The organism is Pseudomonas sp. 50_B (genome assembly GCF_017491625.1).
GTDB lineage: Bacteria > Pseudomonadota > Gammaproteobacteria > Pseudomonadales > Pseudomonadaceae > Aquipseudomonas > Aquipseudomonas danubii.
In genome coordinates, this window is record NZ_JAFGYX010000031.1 from 45,373 (window position 1) to 61,711 (window position 16,339).

At 65.8% G+C, this 16,339-nt stretch carries 14 protein-coding genes; all 14 read left to right on the plus strand.

Features of this window, described 5'->3' with window-relative positions; all coding sequences use genetic code 11:
- Nucleotides 1–20: 20 nt before the first annotated feature.
- Nucleotides 21–842, plus strand: a complete 822-nt coding sequence (locus J5M73_RS28555) for an ABC transporter permease (protein ID WP_207816697.1) — start codon at nt 21–23, stop codon at nt 840–842.
- A 2-nt stretch (nt 843–844) separates the two neighbouring features.
- A complete protein-coding gene (locus J5M73_RS28560; protein WP_115581763.1) occupies nt 845–1,624 on the plus strand; it encodes an ABC transporter ATP-binding protein in 780 nt (259 codons plus the stop codon).
- Nucleotides 1,621–2,826, plus strand: coding sequence for an acyl-CoA dehydrogenase family protein (locus tag J5M73_RS28565; RefSeq protein WP_207816699.1), 1,206 nt, complete (start codon nt 1,621–1,623; stop codon nt 2,824–2,826). Before J5M73_RS28560 ends, J5M73_RS28565 begins: the two co-directional genes overlap by 4 nt.
- Nucleotides 2,823–3,761: a D-isomer specific 2-hydroxyacid dehydrogenase family protein gene (locus J5M73_RS28570; protein WP_207816701.1), complete on the plus strand. Its 939-nt coding sequence runs from the start codon at nt 2,823–2,825 to the stop codon at nt 3,759–3,761. The genes J5M73_RS28565 and J5M73_RS28570 overlap by 4 nt, the downstream gene beginning before the upstream one ends.
- 335 nt (nt 3,762–4,096) lie before the next feature.
- On the plus strand, nt 4,097–4,906 hold the full coding sequence (locus tag J5M73_RS28575; protein ID WP_115581765.1) for a class II aldolase/adducin family protein: 810 nt from the start codon (nt 4,097–4,099) through the stop codon (nt 4,904–4,906).
- 12 nt (nt 4,907–4,918) lie between these two features.
- Complete coding sequence (locus J5M73_RS28580; protein ID WP_060837934.1) at nt 4,919–5,881, plus strand: ABC transporter substrate-binding protein; 963 nt, start codon at nt 4,919–4,921, stop codon at nt 5,879–5,881.
- Between the two features lie 128 nt (nt 5,882–6,009).
- Complete coding sequence (locus tag J5M73_RS28585; RefSeq protein WP_207816703.1) at nt 6,010–7,221, plus strand: dipeptidase; 1,212 nt, start codon at nt 6,010–6,012, stop codon at nt 7,219–7,221.
- Nucleotides 7,222–7,591: 370 nt separating this feature from the next.
- Nucleotides 7,592–9,169: an FAD-dependent oxidoreductase gene (locus J5M73_RS28590; protein ID WP_102861546.1), complete on the plus strand. Its 1,578-nt coding sequence runs from the start codon at nt 7,592–7,594 to the stop codon at nt 9,167–9,169.
- Between the two features lie 88 nt (nt 9,170–9,257).
- Nucleotides 9,258–9,755, plus strand: a complete 498-nt coding sequence (locus J5M73_RS28595; protein WP_115581768.1) for a RidA family protein — start codon at nt 9,258–9,260, stop codon at nt 9,753–9,755.
- 25 nt (nt 9,756–9,780) lie between these two features.
- A complete protein-coding gene (locus J5M73_RS28600) occupies nt 9,781–12,249 on the plus strand; it encodes a TonB-dependent receptor (protein WP_207816705.1) in 2,469 nt (822 codons plus the stop codon).
- A 3-nt stretch (nt 12,250–12,252) separates the two neighbouring features.
- Nucleotides 12,253–13,239, plus strand: a complete 987-nt coding sequence (locus J5M73_RS28605) for an aliphatic sulfonate ABC transporter substrate-binding protein (protein WP_243433973.1) — start codon at nt 12,253–12,255, stop codon at nt 13,237–13,239.
- 293 nt (nt 13,240–13,532) lie between these two features.
- Nucleotides 13,533–14,309: a 2OG-Fe(II) oxygenase gene (locus J5M73_RS28610; RefSeq protein ID WP_115581770.1), complete on the plus strand. Its 777-nt coding sequence runs from the start codon at nt 13,533–13,535 to the stop codon at nt 14,307–14,309.
- Nucleotides 14,310–14,313: 4 nt separating this feature from the next.
- On the plus strand, nt 14,314–15,063 hold the full coding sequence (locus J5M73_RS28615; protein ID WP_060837942.1) for a tRNA-dependent cyclodipeptide synthase: 750 nt from the start codon (nt 14,314–14,316) through the stop codon (nt 15,061–15,063).
- Nucleotides 15,064–15,175: 112 nt separating this feature from the next.
- Nucleotides 15,176–16,339, plus strand: a 1,164-nt coding sequence (locus tag J5M73_RS28620; protein ID WP_207816708.1) for an MFS transporter, incomplete at its 3' end; no start/stop codon positions are given.

Consider the following 16,339-nt stretch of genomic DNA (forward strand, 5'->3'; position numbering starts at 1 on the left):
GCTGAAATAGGGATGTTGAAATGCCTGCGCAAGCCCCGCTTTCCTTGTATTCCCGCTGGACCGAGCGCCCCGGAGTGAAGTTCCTCGGCAATCTGTCGCTGCGCCTGATCAGCCCGCTGTTGTTGCTGCTGCTCTGGGAGCTGGCTTCCCGCAGCGGGCTGTTGCCGGCGCGGATCATCGCCGCCCCCAGCACCATCGGCGACACCCTGTGGCAGATGCTCGGCAGTGGCGAGCTGGGCGGGCATCTGTGGGTGTCCCTCAAGCGCGCCCTCAGCGGCCTGGCCATCGGCGTCAGCCTGGGCACTGTCCTGGCCCTGCTGGCGGGGCTGTCGCGGCGCGGCGAGATCGCCATCGACTCGCCGATGCAGATGCTGCGCACCCTGCCGTTCCTGGCCATCGTGCCGCTGTTCATTCTCTGGTTCGGCGTGGGCGAGACGCCGAAGATCGCCCTGATTGCCCTGGGCACCACCTTTCCCATCTACCTGACGCTGTTTTCCGGCATCCGCAGCCTGGACCCCAAGCTGCTGGAGGCGGCGACCCTGCTCGGCCTCAAGCGCTGGGAACTGATCGTCCACGTGATCCTGCCCGGGGCCTTGCCGGCGTTCTTCGTCGGCCTGCGCTACGCCTTCGGCATCAGTTGGCTGGGGCTGGTGGTGGTGGAGCAGATCAACGCCAGCGCCGGCATCGGCTACCTGGTCAATGACGCCCGGGACTTCATGCGCACCGATGTGATCGTCATCTGCCTCCTGGTCTACAGCGTGCTCGGCCTGGGCATCGACGGGCTGGTGCGCGGCCTCGAACGTTGCGCCCTGGCCTGGCGCCCGACCTTTATCAGGAACTGACCATGACTGTGTCATTGCCCCAGCCGGGCCCCGTGCGCGCCGCCGTCGAATGCCGTGGGGTGACCCGACGTTTTGCCGGGCAGGCGGTACTCGACAGCCTGGACCTGAACATCGCTCCGGGGGAGTTCGTCGCCCTGCTGGGCAGCAGCGGATCGGGCAAGACCACCTTGCTGCGGGCCCTGGCCGGGCTGGAACCCATCGATGAGGGCCGGTTGCAGGTGCCTTCGGCCATGGCCGCGGTGTTCCAGGAGCCACGGCTGATGCCCTGGAAGCGCGTGTGGCGCAACGTTGCCCTGGGCGTGCGTGGGGCTGGGGTCCGCGAGCGGGCCGAGGCGGCGCTGGGCGAGGTCGGGCTGGCCCATCGGTTGGGCGCCTGGCCCGGCACCCTGTCCGGCGGCGAAGCCCAGCGCGTGGCCCTGGCCCGGGCCCTGGTGCGCGAACCGCAGCTGTTGCTGCTGGATGAACCCTTCGCCGCCCTCGACGCCCTGACCCGGATTCGCATGCATCAACTGATCATCCGCCTGTGGCGGGCGCACACCCCGGCGGTGCTGCTGGTGACCCACGATGTCGACGAGGCGCTGCTGCTGGCCGACCGAGTGCTGGTGCTGGCCAACGGGCAAATCGCCGAACAACTGCCGATTCGCCTGCCGCGTCCGCGTCAGGTGTCCGCCCCGGGGTTCCAGCCGCTGCGTGCGCGGTTGCTGCAACTGCTGGGCGTGGAAACCGAGGCCGAGCCGGCCGTCGACATCTCCCACCCCTTGAGCAGGACTGCCAGCCGATGAGCCTTTCCAGCGTGCAACCGTCTTCGTCCGTGTCCCGTCCCGTCCCTGATCCGGACTCCAGCGAGTTCGCCGACCTGCTGCAGCAGTTGAGCGAGGAGTTCGCCGCCAGTGCGGCCCATTACGATCGCCACAGCGAGTTTCCCCACGCCAACCTGCAGCGCCTGCACGAGCATGGCCTGCTGGCCCTGACCGTGCCCCGGGCCCTGGGCGGAAGCGAGGCGACCCTGGCCCAGGCGCGGCGGGTGATCGGCGCCGTGGCCCGGGGCGAACCGTCCACCGCGCTGGTGCTGGTGATGCAGTACCTGCAGCACACCCGCCTGCAACAGAACAGCGCCTGGCCCCTGCACCTGCGCCAGCGCGTGGCGCGCGAGGCGGTGCAAGAGGGTGCCCTGATCAATGCGCTGCGGGTCGAGCCGGACCTCGGCACCCCGGCCCGGGGCGGTTTGCCCGCGACCCTGGCGCAGCGGGTCGAAGGTGGCTGGCGGCTCAACGGGCGCAAGATCTACTCCACCGGCATTCCCGGGCTGACCTGGCTGGCGGTCTGGGCCCGCAGCGACGATGCCGAGCCGCAGGTGGGCACCTGGCTGGTGCACCGCGACAGCCCCGGCATCCGCGTCGAGGAAACCTGGGACCACCTGGGCATGCGCGCCACCGGCAGCCACGACGTGATCTTCGACGACGTCTTCGTGCCCCTGGAGCACGCGGTGGACATCCAGCCGGCCAACGTTCCTCGTCCTTCCGAACTGGACAGCAAGGGTGTGCTCTGGCTGGCGGTGCTGCTGTCGGCGATCTATGACGGCGTGGCCCGGGCCGCCCGCGACTGGCTGCTGGGCTGGCTGGCCCAGCGCGTCCCGGCCAACCTTGGCTCGCCGCTGTCGAGCCTGCCGCGTTTCCAGGAGCTGATCGGGCGCATCGATGCCTTGCTGTTCAATAATCGGGTGCTGCTCGATGCCGCCGCCGAAGGGCGGATCGCCCCGGGCGAGGCGCCCCAGATCAAGTACCTGGTGACCAGTAACGCCATCAGCGCCGTGGAGCTGGGCATCGAGGCCATCGGTAATCCCGGGCTGGCCCGGGGCAACCCCATCGAGCGGCATTACCGTGATGTGCTGTGCAGCCGGATTCACACGCCGCAGAACGACGCGATCCTTGGCGCCGTGGGCCGCGCCGCCTTTGCCTTGCCCAGCCGGGGAGCCCAGGTGTGACGCGCATTGCCAGCCAGCTCGACGAGGGCTTCAACCAGCAACTGCGCCAGTCGCTGCCAGGCGTCGAGGTGCTGAGCCTGCCCCGAGGGCTGCCCAGTGATCTGCCCGGGGATGTTCAGGTGCTGCTGGCGGCGCCCCATGCCGATTTTCGTGATGCTCCAGAGCCGCCTGCGGGCTGGCCCTTCGGCCTGCGCTTCGTGCAATTGGTGACCTCGGGCCTGGACTACTTTCCCCGCTGGCTGTTCCAGGATCTGCCGGTGGCCAGCGCCCGGGGCAGCACCGCCGAGAGCATTGCCGAGTTTGCCCTGGCGGCGATCTTCGCCGCCGCCAAGCAACTGCCCCAGGTGTGGATCGAGCGCGCCGAACACTGGCAGCAACGGCCGCTGGCCTCGGTGGCCGGCAGTACCCTGGGGCTGTTCGGCTTTGGCAGCATCGCCCGCGAACTGGCGCCCAAGGCCCAGGCCCTGGGCATGCAGGTGCTGGCCCTGCGCCGTTCGGCGCAGCCTTTCGAGGTGCTCGGGGTTCAACCGGTGGCCGACCTGCATCAACTGTTCGCCCGGGCCGATCACTTGCTGCTGGCGGTGCCCCTGACCGAGCACACCCGGCGCATCATCGATGCCGATGTCCTGGCGTCGGCCAAGCCGGGGCTGCACCTGATCAATATCGCTCGCGGTGCGCTGATCGATCAGCCGGCGCTGTTGCAGGCCCTGGAGACGGGGCGCATCGGCCTGGCCAGCCTGGATGTGGCCGACCCCGAGCCGCTGCCCGCGGGCCACGCGTTTTATCGCCACCCGCGGATTCGCCTGTCGCCCCACACCTCGGCCCATTCGCCACGGGTCTACCTGAATATCGCCCGCTTGCTGGGGCGCAATCTGCAGCGCTGGAGTGATGGTTTACCCCTGGAAAACCCGGTGGAGATCCAGCGTGGCTACTAACACACGGTTCCAGCCTTGGCCTGCAGCGCTTCGTGTAGCCGCTGCCGCAGGCTGCGCACGGATCCGCAGGAGACGCAGGGGGCTTGAGGTCGCTGAAGGTTCGGCGGGCGATTGCCAAGCAAGGCCCTGCGGGCCTTTGCGCAGCCTCGCAGGCTCGGCAGCGGCTACAGGGCCCATGTCGGGCCGGGATAGGTGTAGCCGCTGCCGCAGGCTGCGAACGGCCCGAAGGGACGCGAGGTTCTCAAGGTTGCTGCAGGTTTGGCGGGAGATCGCCAAGCAAGGTCCTGCGGGCCTTTGCGCGCAGGGTATCGATGACCACTTCAAGGAGAGCGGACATGACCGCACATTTTCGTCCCGCGGTGTATGACTTGCCCCGCGATGGCCATACGGTGTTTCGCTGGGAGCACCCGCCCCAGCAGGCCACGGTCGAGCTGGAGCGCCGGCAGCGCAAGCAAAGCCTGGCCGCGGCCTTTCGGGTGTTCGCCCGGCTGGGCTTCGACATGGGGGGCGCCGGGCATATCACCGTGCGCGACCCGGGGCGCCCGGACCATTTCTGGGTCAACCCGGTGGGGGTGTATTTCGGCCATGTGCGGGTGTCGGACCTGCTGCTGGTCAACCCCGAAGGCGCGGTGATCGAAGGCGAGGGCGCCCTGAACCTCGCCGCGTTCGCCATTCATGCCGCCTTGCACGAAGCCCATCCCGAAGTGGTGGCCGCGGCCCATGCCCATTCGTTGCACGGCAAGGCCTGGTCGAGCCTGGGCCGCCTGCTGGACCCGCTGACCCAGGACGCCTGCGCCTTTTACGAGAAGCACGGGCTGTTCGACAACTTCTCCGGGGTGGTGCTGGAGGCCAGCGAAGGCGCGCGGATCGCCGCCGCGCTGCAAGGGCACAAGGCGCTGATCCTGCAGAACCATGGCCTGCTGACCGTGGGCGAAACCGTCGAGGCGGCGGTGTGGCGCTTCATCGCCATGGACAACGCCGCCCAGACCCAGCTGCTGGCGGAAGCCGCCGGTACCCCGCGACTCATTCCCCACGAGGTGGCGCGCCACACCGCGCGCCAGGTCGGCACCGAGTTCGGCGGCTGGTTCAGCTTCCAGCCTTACCGCGAGCGGATCGTGCGCGAAGAACCGGATTTTCTCGATTAAGGACCCTTGCCCATGCAGCGTCGTCACTTTCTCCAACTCTCGGCCCTGGCCGGTCTGGCCGCCGCCTTGCCGCGCCTGGGCCTGGGGGCCGCCGTGGATCTATCCGGGGTTACCCTGAATGTCGCCACCTACAAGGGCGCGGCGCCGAGCTTCTTCGCCGAGGCGGGCATCGAGCCGCCGCCCTACAAGGTCAGGTACGCCGAGTTCACCGGCGGCAACCTGAGCTTCGAGGCCCTGGTCAGCGGCACCCTGGACATCTCGCCGATGAGCGAGATCCCGCCGATCTTCGGCATCAAGAACCACGCCCCGGTGAAACTGATCGCGGTGCTCACCGGCGACGTCAACAACCAGGCCTTCATCGTGCCCAAGGGCTCTGCGGTGCAGTCGGTGGCCGAGCTCAAGGGCAAGCGCATCGGCTACATCCGCTCCACCAGCTCGCACTACTTTCTGCTCAAGGCACTGAAGGAACAGGGCCTGGGCTTTGCCGATATCGTGCCCATGGCGCTGACCCCGCAAGACGGTTTCGCCGCCTTCCAGAACGGCGCCCTGGATGCCTGGGTCAGCTTCGGCTACTTCATCCAGCTGGCGGAACTGCGGGCCGGGGCCCGGGTGCTGAAGACCGGCCAGGGCTACCTGTCCGGCAACTACGTGATCGCCGCCAACCAGAACAGCATTGCCGACCCGCTCAAGCACGCGGCGATCACCGACTACATCCTGCGCGAGTACCGCGCCTGGCAATGGATCGCCAGCCATCCCGAAGAATGGGCCACCAAGAGCGCCAAGATTCTTGGCATGCCCCGGGAAGTGTTCCTGGCCCAATACCGCGCCCAAAGCGGCCCACGACTGTTGCAACCGGTGGACGACGCGGCGGTGAAATCCCAGCAGGACGTGGCCGACCTGTTCTTCGAAGCCGGCGTCCTGCCCCAGCAGCTGGATGTTTCCGGGCTGTGGGACCGCAGCTTCCACTGGTCCTGACCCCTTGTAGCAGCCGGCTTGCCGGCGAACGGGCCCTTGAGCCTTGCAAGGATCTCGGGGCCGCCTTCGCTGGCAAGCCAGCTCCTACGGTCCGATGGGGCGATTTCTTTGATTGGCCAGGAGGCCCGATGTTTTCTCGAACCTTGCTGTGCCTGGCGCTGGTCAGCCCCTGGGCGCTGGCCGCCAGCCCGGTGCAATCCTTGCACCAGCGCCTGACGGTGCTCGACAGCCACCTCGATACCCCGATGCAACTGGCCCGCCCCGGCTGGGACATCACCCAGCGCCATGCCTACCGGGACGACCTGTCCCAGGTCGATCTGCCACGGATGAAAGAGGGCGGGCTGGACGGCGGCTTCTGGGCCATCTTCACCCCCCAGGGCCCGCTCAATGCCGAAGGCCGGACCCTGGCCAGCGAGCATGGTCTGGCGGTGCTCACGCGGATTCGCGACCTGATCGCCGCCCACCCCGAGGACTTCGCCCTGGCCTTGAGCGCTGCCGATGTACCGGCGATCATCGCCCGTGGCCAGCGCGTGGTGTTCATCAGCATGGAAAACGCCGAGCCCCTGGCCGCCGATCCCGGGCGCTTGCTCACTTACCATCGCCAGGGCCTGCGCATGCTCGGCCTGGTGCACTCGGCCAACAACGATTTCGCCGACTCCGCCACCGCCCTACCGCAGTGGCACGGCCTTAGCCCGGCGGGGCGCGAACTGGTGGCCGAGGCCAATCGCCTGGGCATCCTGCTGGACGTGTCCCATGCCTCGGACCAGGTATTCGACCAGGTCCTGGCCCTGTCCACGGCGCCGATCATTGCCTCGCATTCCAGCAGCCGGGCGATCACCGCCCATCCGCGCAACCTGGATGACCGGCGCCTGCGCCAGCTGGCGGCCAGGGGCGGAGTGGTGCAGGTCAACAGCTTTCCCAGCGACCTGATCAACCACGCGCCCAACCCCGAGCGCGACAAGGCCCTGGGGCCGCTGTACCGCGAGTTTCGCCTGGCGGCGAGCCTGAGCCCCGGGCAGGTGGCGGACCTGGCCGAGCGCATTCGTCAGGTCGAGGCGCGTTACCCGCAGCCCAGGGCCAGCCTGGACGACTACATGCGCCACCTGCTGCACATCCTGGACGTGGTGGGGCCGGACCATGTGGGCATCGGTGCCGACTGGGATGGCGGTGGCGGGGTGCAGGGGCTGGAGGATGTGACGCAGCTGGCGCGAATCACCGAACGCCTGCTGGCGGCGGGTTACAGCGAAGCGGATCTGGCGAAGATCTGGGGTGGGAATCTGCTGCGGGTGCTCGACGCCGCCCAACGGGCAGGAGCCAGCTTGCCGGCGAATGGGCCTTGAGGTTTGAGGGGGGCTGGAGAAGGCTTTCGCTGGCAAGCCAGCTCCTGCAGAAAAGCTGGGGGCTACCCCTTGTCGTAGGAGCCGGCTTGCCGGCGAAGGGGCCCTGAGGTTTGCGGGGTGCTGGAGATGGTCTTCGCTGGCAAGCCAGCTCCTACCGCGGAAGGGGGGGAGGGTTTCGCTTTTCGGGCTATGCGCGGGGCGCAGAATCTTCCGGCTTGAATATGAAACAAAGTAATATTTGCATATGCTTAAAATGTATTTCTCTTATTAAATGAGCGCCCCTAGGATGGCTTCCCATAGACCCAAGTGACTGCATAAGTCCACGGGCTATAACCGAACGCACTATCCATTCGCAGCAGGGAGCGCTGGCATGCCACTGACCAGAAGACAATTGATCGCCCGTATCGCCGCTGTCGGCGGGGTCCAGGCGGCGAGTGCGGTCATGGGCCTGTTCGGCGGGCCGGGCAACGCCGAGGCCTTCGAGGAGAACTATGCGTCGCTGCCCACAGCCGCCGTGGGCAAGGGCGCTTCGGTGGTGGTGATCGGCGCCGGGATCGGTGGCCTGGTCAGTGCCTATGAACTGAACAAGGCCGGGTTCAAGGTGACGCTGCTGGAAGCCCGGGACCGGGTCGGCGGGCGCAACTGGACGGTGCGGGGCGGCGATCGGGTGGAGTACAGCGACGGCAGTGTGCAGGTCGCCGAGTTCGACGACGGGTTCTATCTGAATGCCGGGGCCGGTCGCTTGCCCAGTCACCATCAACTGATGCTCGGCTACTGCCGCGAGCTGGGGGTGGAGCTGGAAGTGCTGGTCAACACCAGCCGTAATGCCCTGGTGCGTCCGGACCTGAACCAGCCGGCCCTGCAGATCCGCCAGGCGGTCAATGACAGCCGCGGGCATTTTTCCGAGTTGCTGGCCAAGGCGGTCAATCGGCATGCCCTGGACCAGGAGTTGACGGCGGCTGATCGCAGCAACCTGCTGAGCTTCCTGAAAACCTGGGGCGATCTCTCGGACAAGCTGGAATACCTGGGATCGGCCCGCTCCGGCTACAAGGTCTGGCCCGGCGCCGGTGACCAACTGGCGCAGAAGAACGATCCGCTGCCGTTGCAGACCTTGCTCAACCCGGCGCTGACCACGGCGCTGATGATCGATGAATACCCGGAATTCTCGCCCACCATGTTCCAGCCCGTGGGTGGCATGGACCGCATTCCCCAGGCCTTTGCCCGGCGCCTGCAAGGGCAGTTGCGGCTGCACAGCGAGGTGCGCGCCATCACCAACCGGGCCGACGGTGTCGAGGTGGTCTACCTGGATCGCCGCAGCGGCCGCACCCAGAGCCTTAAGGCCGACTACGTGATCAGTTCCTTGCCCCTGCCGCTGTTGGCCAAGGTGCAGAACAACTTCAGCGCACCGGTACGCGAGGCTATTGCTGCGGTGCAGTTCGGCTACGCCAACAAGGTGGCCTGGCAGTCGCGGCGCTTCTGGGAAAGCCAGTATCAGATCTACGGCGGGCTGTCGTTCATCAATCAGGAAGCCTCCGGGCTGTGGTACCCCAGCGGCGGGTTCAACCAGGCCGAGGGGGTGCTGGTGGCGGCCTACAACAACGGTGAAACCGCGCGCAAGTTCGGGGAGAAAACCCTGGCCCAGCAGATCGAGATTTCCCGTCAGGCGGTGGAGCTGCTGCACCCCGGCCACAGCCATGAACTGCGCAAGCCGCTGGTGATTGCCTGGGGCAAGATCCCCTACAACTTCGGCCCGTGGATCAGTCATGAAGTGGCCGAGCCGGACTACAGCCTGCTCAACCAGCCCCAGGGGCGGGTCTACCTGACCAGCGACGGCCTGGCCCACAGCGGCGTGGGCATCTGGCAGGAAGCCGCTGCCGGTGCCGCGCGGCGGGTGGTACGGCAACTTTTTCAACGGGCGCAAGGCTCGTCGCTACAGCAAACGGCCTGAAAAAGCCGAGCACTCATAAAACAGCAGTCACCCATTGCCGGGTAGCGGACCTCCGAGGCTGGCAAACACAACCTTGGAGCGTCTTTGCATGTCTTTGAAAAACACCGTCGTAGGGCTGGGCCTGTTGTGCGCCGCCAGCAGCAGCTGGGCTGCGGGAATCCAGCGCGTGCCGTCCACCTATCCCCATTCACCGATCCTGCAATCGGTGACCTTGCCCGCCAACAGCGAGCTGACCTACCTCTCCGGCCTGCTGCCGGACCCGGTGGACCCCAAGGCGCCCAAGGAACAGATCCACGCTGCCGGTAACACTGAGGCCCAGGCCCGGGTGGTGCTGCGCAAGGTGGAAACCATTCTTGCTAGCCAGGGCTTGACCCTGGGGGATGTGGTGCAACTGCGGATCTACCTGGTGGGCGACCCGGCCCTGGGCGGCAAGCTGGATTTCGACGGCCTGCAAGTGGCCTTTCGCGAGTTCTTCGGCACCGAGAAACAGCCGCTCAAACCGGCCCGGACCACGGTGCAAGTGGCGGGGCTGGTACTGCCCGGCGCCTTGATCGAAGTCGAAACCGTCGCCGCCCGAGCGCGCTGAGGCGCCTGTCAAAGGATCTGAAGTCATGAGTATTTCCTTGCATAAAATCGTTCGCGGCGCCGCGCCCCTGAGCCTTGGCCTGCTGAGCCTGGCAACCCCGGTGGAGCTGCTGGCCGCCGATGAAACCCTCAGCACCGTAGTGGTCACCGGCGTGCGCGGCAGCCAGCAACGTACCGTCACCAACAGCCCGGCGCCGATCGATGTGATCGACAGCGAACAGCTGCGCAGCATCGGCCAGAACGGCCTGAAAGAAATGCTCGGGCGCCTCTTGCCGTCGTTCAACGTGCCCACCATCAACGGCGGTGGCACGGCGTTCCTGGTGCGTGGGGTGAGCATGCGTGGCCTGGGCGGTGATCAGGTGCTGGTGCTGATCAACGGCAAGCGTCGGCACAACTCGGCGCTGATCAACAACGGGGCCCGAGTCGGCAACGCCTCGGTGCCGGTGGACCTGGACCTGATTCCCACGGCCGCCATCGAACGCATCGAAGTGCTGCGCGACGGCGCCGCCGCGCAATACGGCTCCGACGCCATCGCCGGGGTGATCAACATCATCCTCAAGCGCAACGCCGAGGGCCTGACCTCGGACACCACCCTGGGCCAGTACTACGACGGCGATGGCACCACCGGCCACGAGGCCTTCAACTGGGGCAACAAGCTGGGGGAGGACGGCGGCTTCATCAACCTGTCCTGGGACGCCAAGCTCCAGGAACCCTACGAGCGTTCCAGCGCCGCCAGCGGCCAGCTGTACTTCAATCAGCCCGACGGCTCGCCGGACCCGCGAGAAAGCAATCGCCAGGGCTGGGGCACCGAATACGGCCTGGGTCGCGACCGCACCACCAGCCTGGCCTACAACGCCGAGCTGCCTCTGGCCGACGACCTCAAGCTGTATTCGTTCTCGACCCTGAGCTACCGCAACAGCAACAAGAACCTGGGCCATCGCAAACCCACCGACATCACCAGCCTGGCGGGAGTACCCAACGCGCCATATCCCAATGGCGGCCAGGCGCGGCGGGAGATCCGCGAGACCGACTTCCAGGTCGCCGGCGGGGCCAAGGGCCTGCTGGGCGGCTGGGACTGGGACCTGTCCAGCACCTATGGCAAGGATCGCGGGGTGCTGGACACCGCCAACAACCTGAACATTTCCAACGGTCCTTACGGCCAGCACGACTTCCACCTGGGCAATCTGGTGTTTGACCAGTGGACCAACAACCTGGACTTCTCCCGAGCCCTGGACATCGGCTGGAGCAGCCCGCTGGAAACCTCCTTCGGCGTGGAATACCGCTGGGAGAAATACGCCCTGGAGGAGGGCGAACCCAACTCCTACAACCAGGGCAGCTACGTCCCGGCCACCGGTCCCTTTGCCGGCGTGGTACCGGACCCGGGGCTGTTTTCGGTCAATGGCACCACGCCGGAAGACGCTTACAGCCTCAAGCGCCACAGTGAAGCCGCCTATGTGGATTTCGGCCTGAACATCACCCCCAACTGGTACGTCGGCGCGGCGGCGCGCTATGAGAAGTACAACCTCGGGGTGGGCGATACCACCAGCGGCAAGCTGACCACGCGCTACGAGTTCCTCCCCGGCTACGCGGTGCGGGCGGCGGTAAGCAACGGCTTCCGCGCGCCGTCCCTGGCCCAGAGCGTGTTCTCCACCACCAGCACCGTGACCCAGTTCGGCGCGGGCGGCACCACCAGCTCGGTGCGCACCAAGCAGATGCGCCCCAACTCGCCGGAAGCCATCGCCCTGGGGGCCAAGGACCTGGAGCCGGAAACCTCGCGCAACTACAGCCTGGGCTTCACCGCCGAGCCTACCGAACGGCTGCGCCTGACCGCTGACTTCTACCTGATCGACATCGACAAGCGCATCCTCCAGACCGGCATCCTCAAGGGCCCGGCGGTGTCGCAGATCCTGGTGGAGAACGGCCTGTCGCCGAACCTCGCCGGGCAGTACTACACCAACGCCGCCGACACCCGGACCAAGGGCGTCGACCTGGTGGCGGACTACAGCCAGTCGTTCGGCGAGTACGGCACGGCCAAGTGGAGCGTCGCCTACAACCACAACAAGACCACCATCCGCGACCTGGCGGACACCCCGGCGGCGCTGTCACGCCTGGGGGCCGGCTATGTGCTGTTCGACCGCCAGCAGCAGATCGACCTGACTAAATCCACACCCAAGGACAAGTGGATCCTCTCCACCAACTACAAGGTCGGCGACTGGACCACCAACCTGCAGCTGACCCGCTTTGGCGAGTACACCGAAGGCTCGAACATCCCGGCCAACGACCGTACCTACAGCGCCAAGTGGATCACCGACCTGGACGTGGCCTACGACGTGACCCAGAACCTCACCGTGGCTGTGGGGGCCAACAACCTGTTCGACGTGTACCCGGACAAGATCGGCCTCAAGGCCTGGGCGGGGACTTATGAATACGGGATGTTCTCGCCCTATGGCCTGGGCGGTGGCTATTACTACAGCCGCGTCAGCCTGGCGTTCTGATCGATGATCAAGCAGGCGAACGAACACCCTGTAGCCGCTGCCGCAGGCTGCGATCGGCTGTGCAGCAGACGGCGGCTGGCGATCCTGGCGCTGCTTCTGTTCGCCAGCCATGCCCTGGCGCAGCCGGCGCTGCGGGTGTCCAGCCAGAAGCAGTCGCTGAAGATCCTGCTACAGGCCGCCGGCGAACTGGAGCAGGTGCCATACCCCATCGAGTTCGCCTCCTTTGCCGCTGCCGCACCCACCGCCGAGGCCCTGGCCGCGGGGGCGGTGGACATCGGCAGCCTGGGGGATGCGCCGTTCGTGTTCGCCGCGGCCGCCGGGGCGCCGATCAAGACCGTGGGGGTGATCAAGCTCAAGGTCACGCCCACGGCGGTGGCGATTGTGGTCAAGGATGACTCGCCGCTACGGGATGCCGCCGACCTCAAGGGCCGGCGCATCACCACCACTCGCGGTTCCATCGGCCATTTCCTGGCCCTGGCGGCGCTGCGTTCGGTGGGCCTGCACGGCGCGGATGCGCAGTTCATCTTTCTCCAGCCGGCCGAGTCCCGCAGTTTGCTGAGCAACGGTCAGGCCGACGCCTGGTCGACCTGGGACCCCTATACCAGCATGGTGCAGATGGAAGGTGGAACCCGGGTCCTGGTCAGTGGCAAGGGGCTGTTTGCCGGGCACATGCTGCTGGTGGCCAATGACCAGGCGATTCGTGAAAAACCACGGCAGATCGCTGATTTCCTCCGGCGCCTGGACCGTGCCTATGCCTGGGCCAACCAGCACCAGCACGAGTTTTCAAAGATCCAGGCCGGTTACAGCGGCCTGCCGTTGGAGGTACATGAACGCTCCAGTCGCTACTCGCTGCCCCGGCGCATCGCCGTGGGCCCGGCCGTGGTCGAGGACGTGCAGCACACCGCCGATCTGTACCGTGAAGAAGGCATCATCCACCAGTCGTTCGATGCGGCGGCTTACATGGATGCTTCATTCAATGAAGTTGAATGAAGTGATGGCAATTTTATTAATTAAGCTCGGGAGGTGTTGAATAAATAAAAAACAATGATGTCCTTCTTTTAAGTTAACTATCAGCGAATTTAATAATCCTCTGTCGGTACTTGTGAAAGTGCCGATAACGGCCGCTATTTGCTTGTTTTTCGATACATTTTTAAGTTTGGAGATTAGAGGTAAAGGATATTTCACAAGGCTTTCGTAACTGCCTAAGGTGGCCTTGAAACAAATTATTACCTTCTGCAAAACCATAACTTCGTCGCTACTTCCAGGGAATTAAGGGAGCTTGCATGTTCACAGTCACTACGGCCGATAAACTTGAAGCGCGGCATATCCTCGATGTCGTTGAAAAACGCTCTTATGGCGTCCAACTCAAAGGTTTCTGTCCGCCGGACACCTTGCAGGTGGCGCGGGATCATCTGTACCAGCAGGAGCTGCGCAGCGCTTTCAGCCAGCAGCAGGAGTTCGTCCGCGTCGGCAAGGCCTATATCGAGATTCAGGACGAGCAGAGCCGGGCCGAATACCACGCCCTGGCCCTGCCCAACATCCGCAAGATCCGCAACCTGTTCCGGCCCCTGGCCTCGCCCATCGACGAGCTGCGCCTTTTGCTGGATGAGGTCTGGCCCCAGGGCGCGCACCTGCTGCAGGTGGACGGGCAGAAGTGCTTTGTCGGCATCGCCCGCTTCCAGGGTTCGGGGGTCGATCTCACGCCCCACACCGACAAGCTCGAACGCAACGCGCCGGAGGGCCACAGCCCGCCACTGCTGACCCAACTGTCCACCAACATTTACCTGGAAATCCCCGAGGACGGCGGAGAGCTGGAGATCTGGGGCATCGAGCCGGACGAGGAGGAATACAACCGCCTCAAGGGCGAGCGGGCCTACGGCATCGAGCGCCACCTGCTGCCGCCGCCGGACTTCGTGGTCAAGCCCGAGCCCGGCGACCTGATCCTGCTCAACCCACGGCTGATCCACGCGGTACGCCCTTCGGCCAGCAGCACCCGGGTCACCCTCGGGGTCTTTATCGGTTACTACGGCGAACACCAGCCTTTGGCCTACTGGAGCTGAACTCATGAGCAAGGTGCAGGAAATCAACCTCAAGGCCTACTTCAACAAGGGCGGCGAGGAGCACGAATTCGACGGCAAGCGCGTGGTCCTGGCGGTCAGCGTCGGCCAGGAATATCACGAGGACCAGAAGCTGCGGTCCACCATCCACCTGATCAACCAGTCCGGCTTCAGCCACGTCAAGGTGGTGGTCGCCGACACCCTGCAACGCCACAACAAGCACGGCAAATCCCCCGGCGAGGCGCTGTCGGCGTCGATCCGCGACGGCGATGCCTGGCTGGCGCGCAACCAGAGCATCCTCGATGGCCTGCGGGTGCCGTACCACATCACCCGCTGGAACCAGGAACTGGCCAGCGACCGTTACGCCGAGTTGCGCCAGCAACTGGACCAGATCTATCAGCAGCGCGAGGAATTGCGCCAGGCCATCGACAGCACCATCAACGTGTTCACCGAGCGCCTGCGCCTGCGGGATGAACAGGCAGACATCGAACGGGCGGCGGCCCAGTGCCGGGAATACATCCTTGAGGAAATCCCGATCATCCTGCCGCTGTGGGCCGACGAGGGTTACCACTACGTGCTCTATCCGCAGCAGATGACCAGCGCCATGGCCACCAGCCGCGAGCTGCTGATCGAACCCCACAGCCCGGACCGGGTGCGCTGGCTGCCGCTGAAGTTCAAGAAGCGCGGGATTCCGATTCCGTTCACCTTGCCCGGCGCCATTCACCCCAACTGGACCAGCGGCGCCATCGCCATCTGACCCACCGCGATCAATGCAGGAGCTGGCTTGCCAGCGATGCAGGACTCAAGGGCCTGTTCGCCGGCAAGCGGGCGCCTGCAGAGCGGTTTTTTTTGACTGACAAGGAGTTTCCATGAGCGTTTTTGCGCAACAGCAACGCAAGTGGTGGGCATTGCTCGGTGTGAGCATCGCCAGTTTTCTCGGCTGTGTGGATTTCACCATCGTCAACACTGCGCTACCGGCGCTGCAGGCCGATCTCGGGGCTTCGGTGGACAGCCTGCAGTGGGTGATCAACGGCTTCATCCTGACGCTGTCGAGTTTCATGGTGCTGGTGGGGCGCCTGGCCGACCTGCATGGACGCAAGCGGGTGCTGTTCATCGGCCTGAGCGTGTTCGGCCTGGCGTCCCTGGCGGCCGGACTGGCGACGCAGATCGACACCCTGATCGGCGCGCGGGTGATCCAGGGGCTGGCCTGCGCGGTGCTCTACACCGCCTCCGGGGCGATTGTCTCCAGCACCTTCGACAGCGCCGAACAGGGCAAGGCCTTTGGCGTGCTGTTCGGGGTCAACGGCGTGGGGCTGGCTGTCGGGCCGGTGCTGGGCGGGCTGATCACCAGTGGTTTTGGCTGGCAGTGGATCTTCCTGATCAACGTGCCTTTCGTGCTGCTGAGTCTGGGCATCTGCAGTTTCAGCGTGAAGGAATCGCGCTCGGCCGAGGCCGGTGCGCGGCTGGATGGCTGGGGCGCCTTGCTGTTGCTGATCGGCTTGCCGAGCCTGGTGCTGGTGATCGTCCAGGGCGGAGCCTGGGGCTGGGGTTCACGCCTGACCCTGAGCCTGATCGCCTTGGCGCTGCTGGCTCTGGTGGCGTTCCTGGCGGTGGAGAAACGGGTGGCGGCGCCGATCATCGACCTCAAGCTGTTCGCCAACCGGCGCTTTGTCGCCGGGGTCGCGGCCAGTTTCGGCCTGGCGCTGTTCTATTGTGTGGCGTTCTTCGTCATGCCGCTGTACCTGGCGCAGATCCGTGGCGAGTCGGTGCAGGCCAGCGGCCTGCTGTTACTGCCCACCACCTTGGGGGTGGCGTTGCTGTCGCCGCTGGTGGGACGGCTGGTGGACCGCAAGGGGCCGGCGCTGTTGATCAAGACCGGGCTGCTGCTGTTCGTGCTGTCGGCGCTGTTGCAGGCCGGGTTCGACCGCCAGACGTCGCTGGCGTATCTGCTGGGCGCCTTCGTCATCATGGGCCTGGGTTGGGCCAGCATTCTCGGGCCGTCGACGGTGCTGGGGATTTCCTCGGTGCCCCAG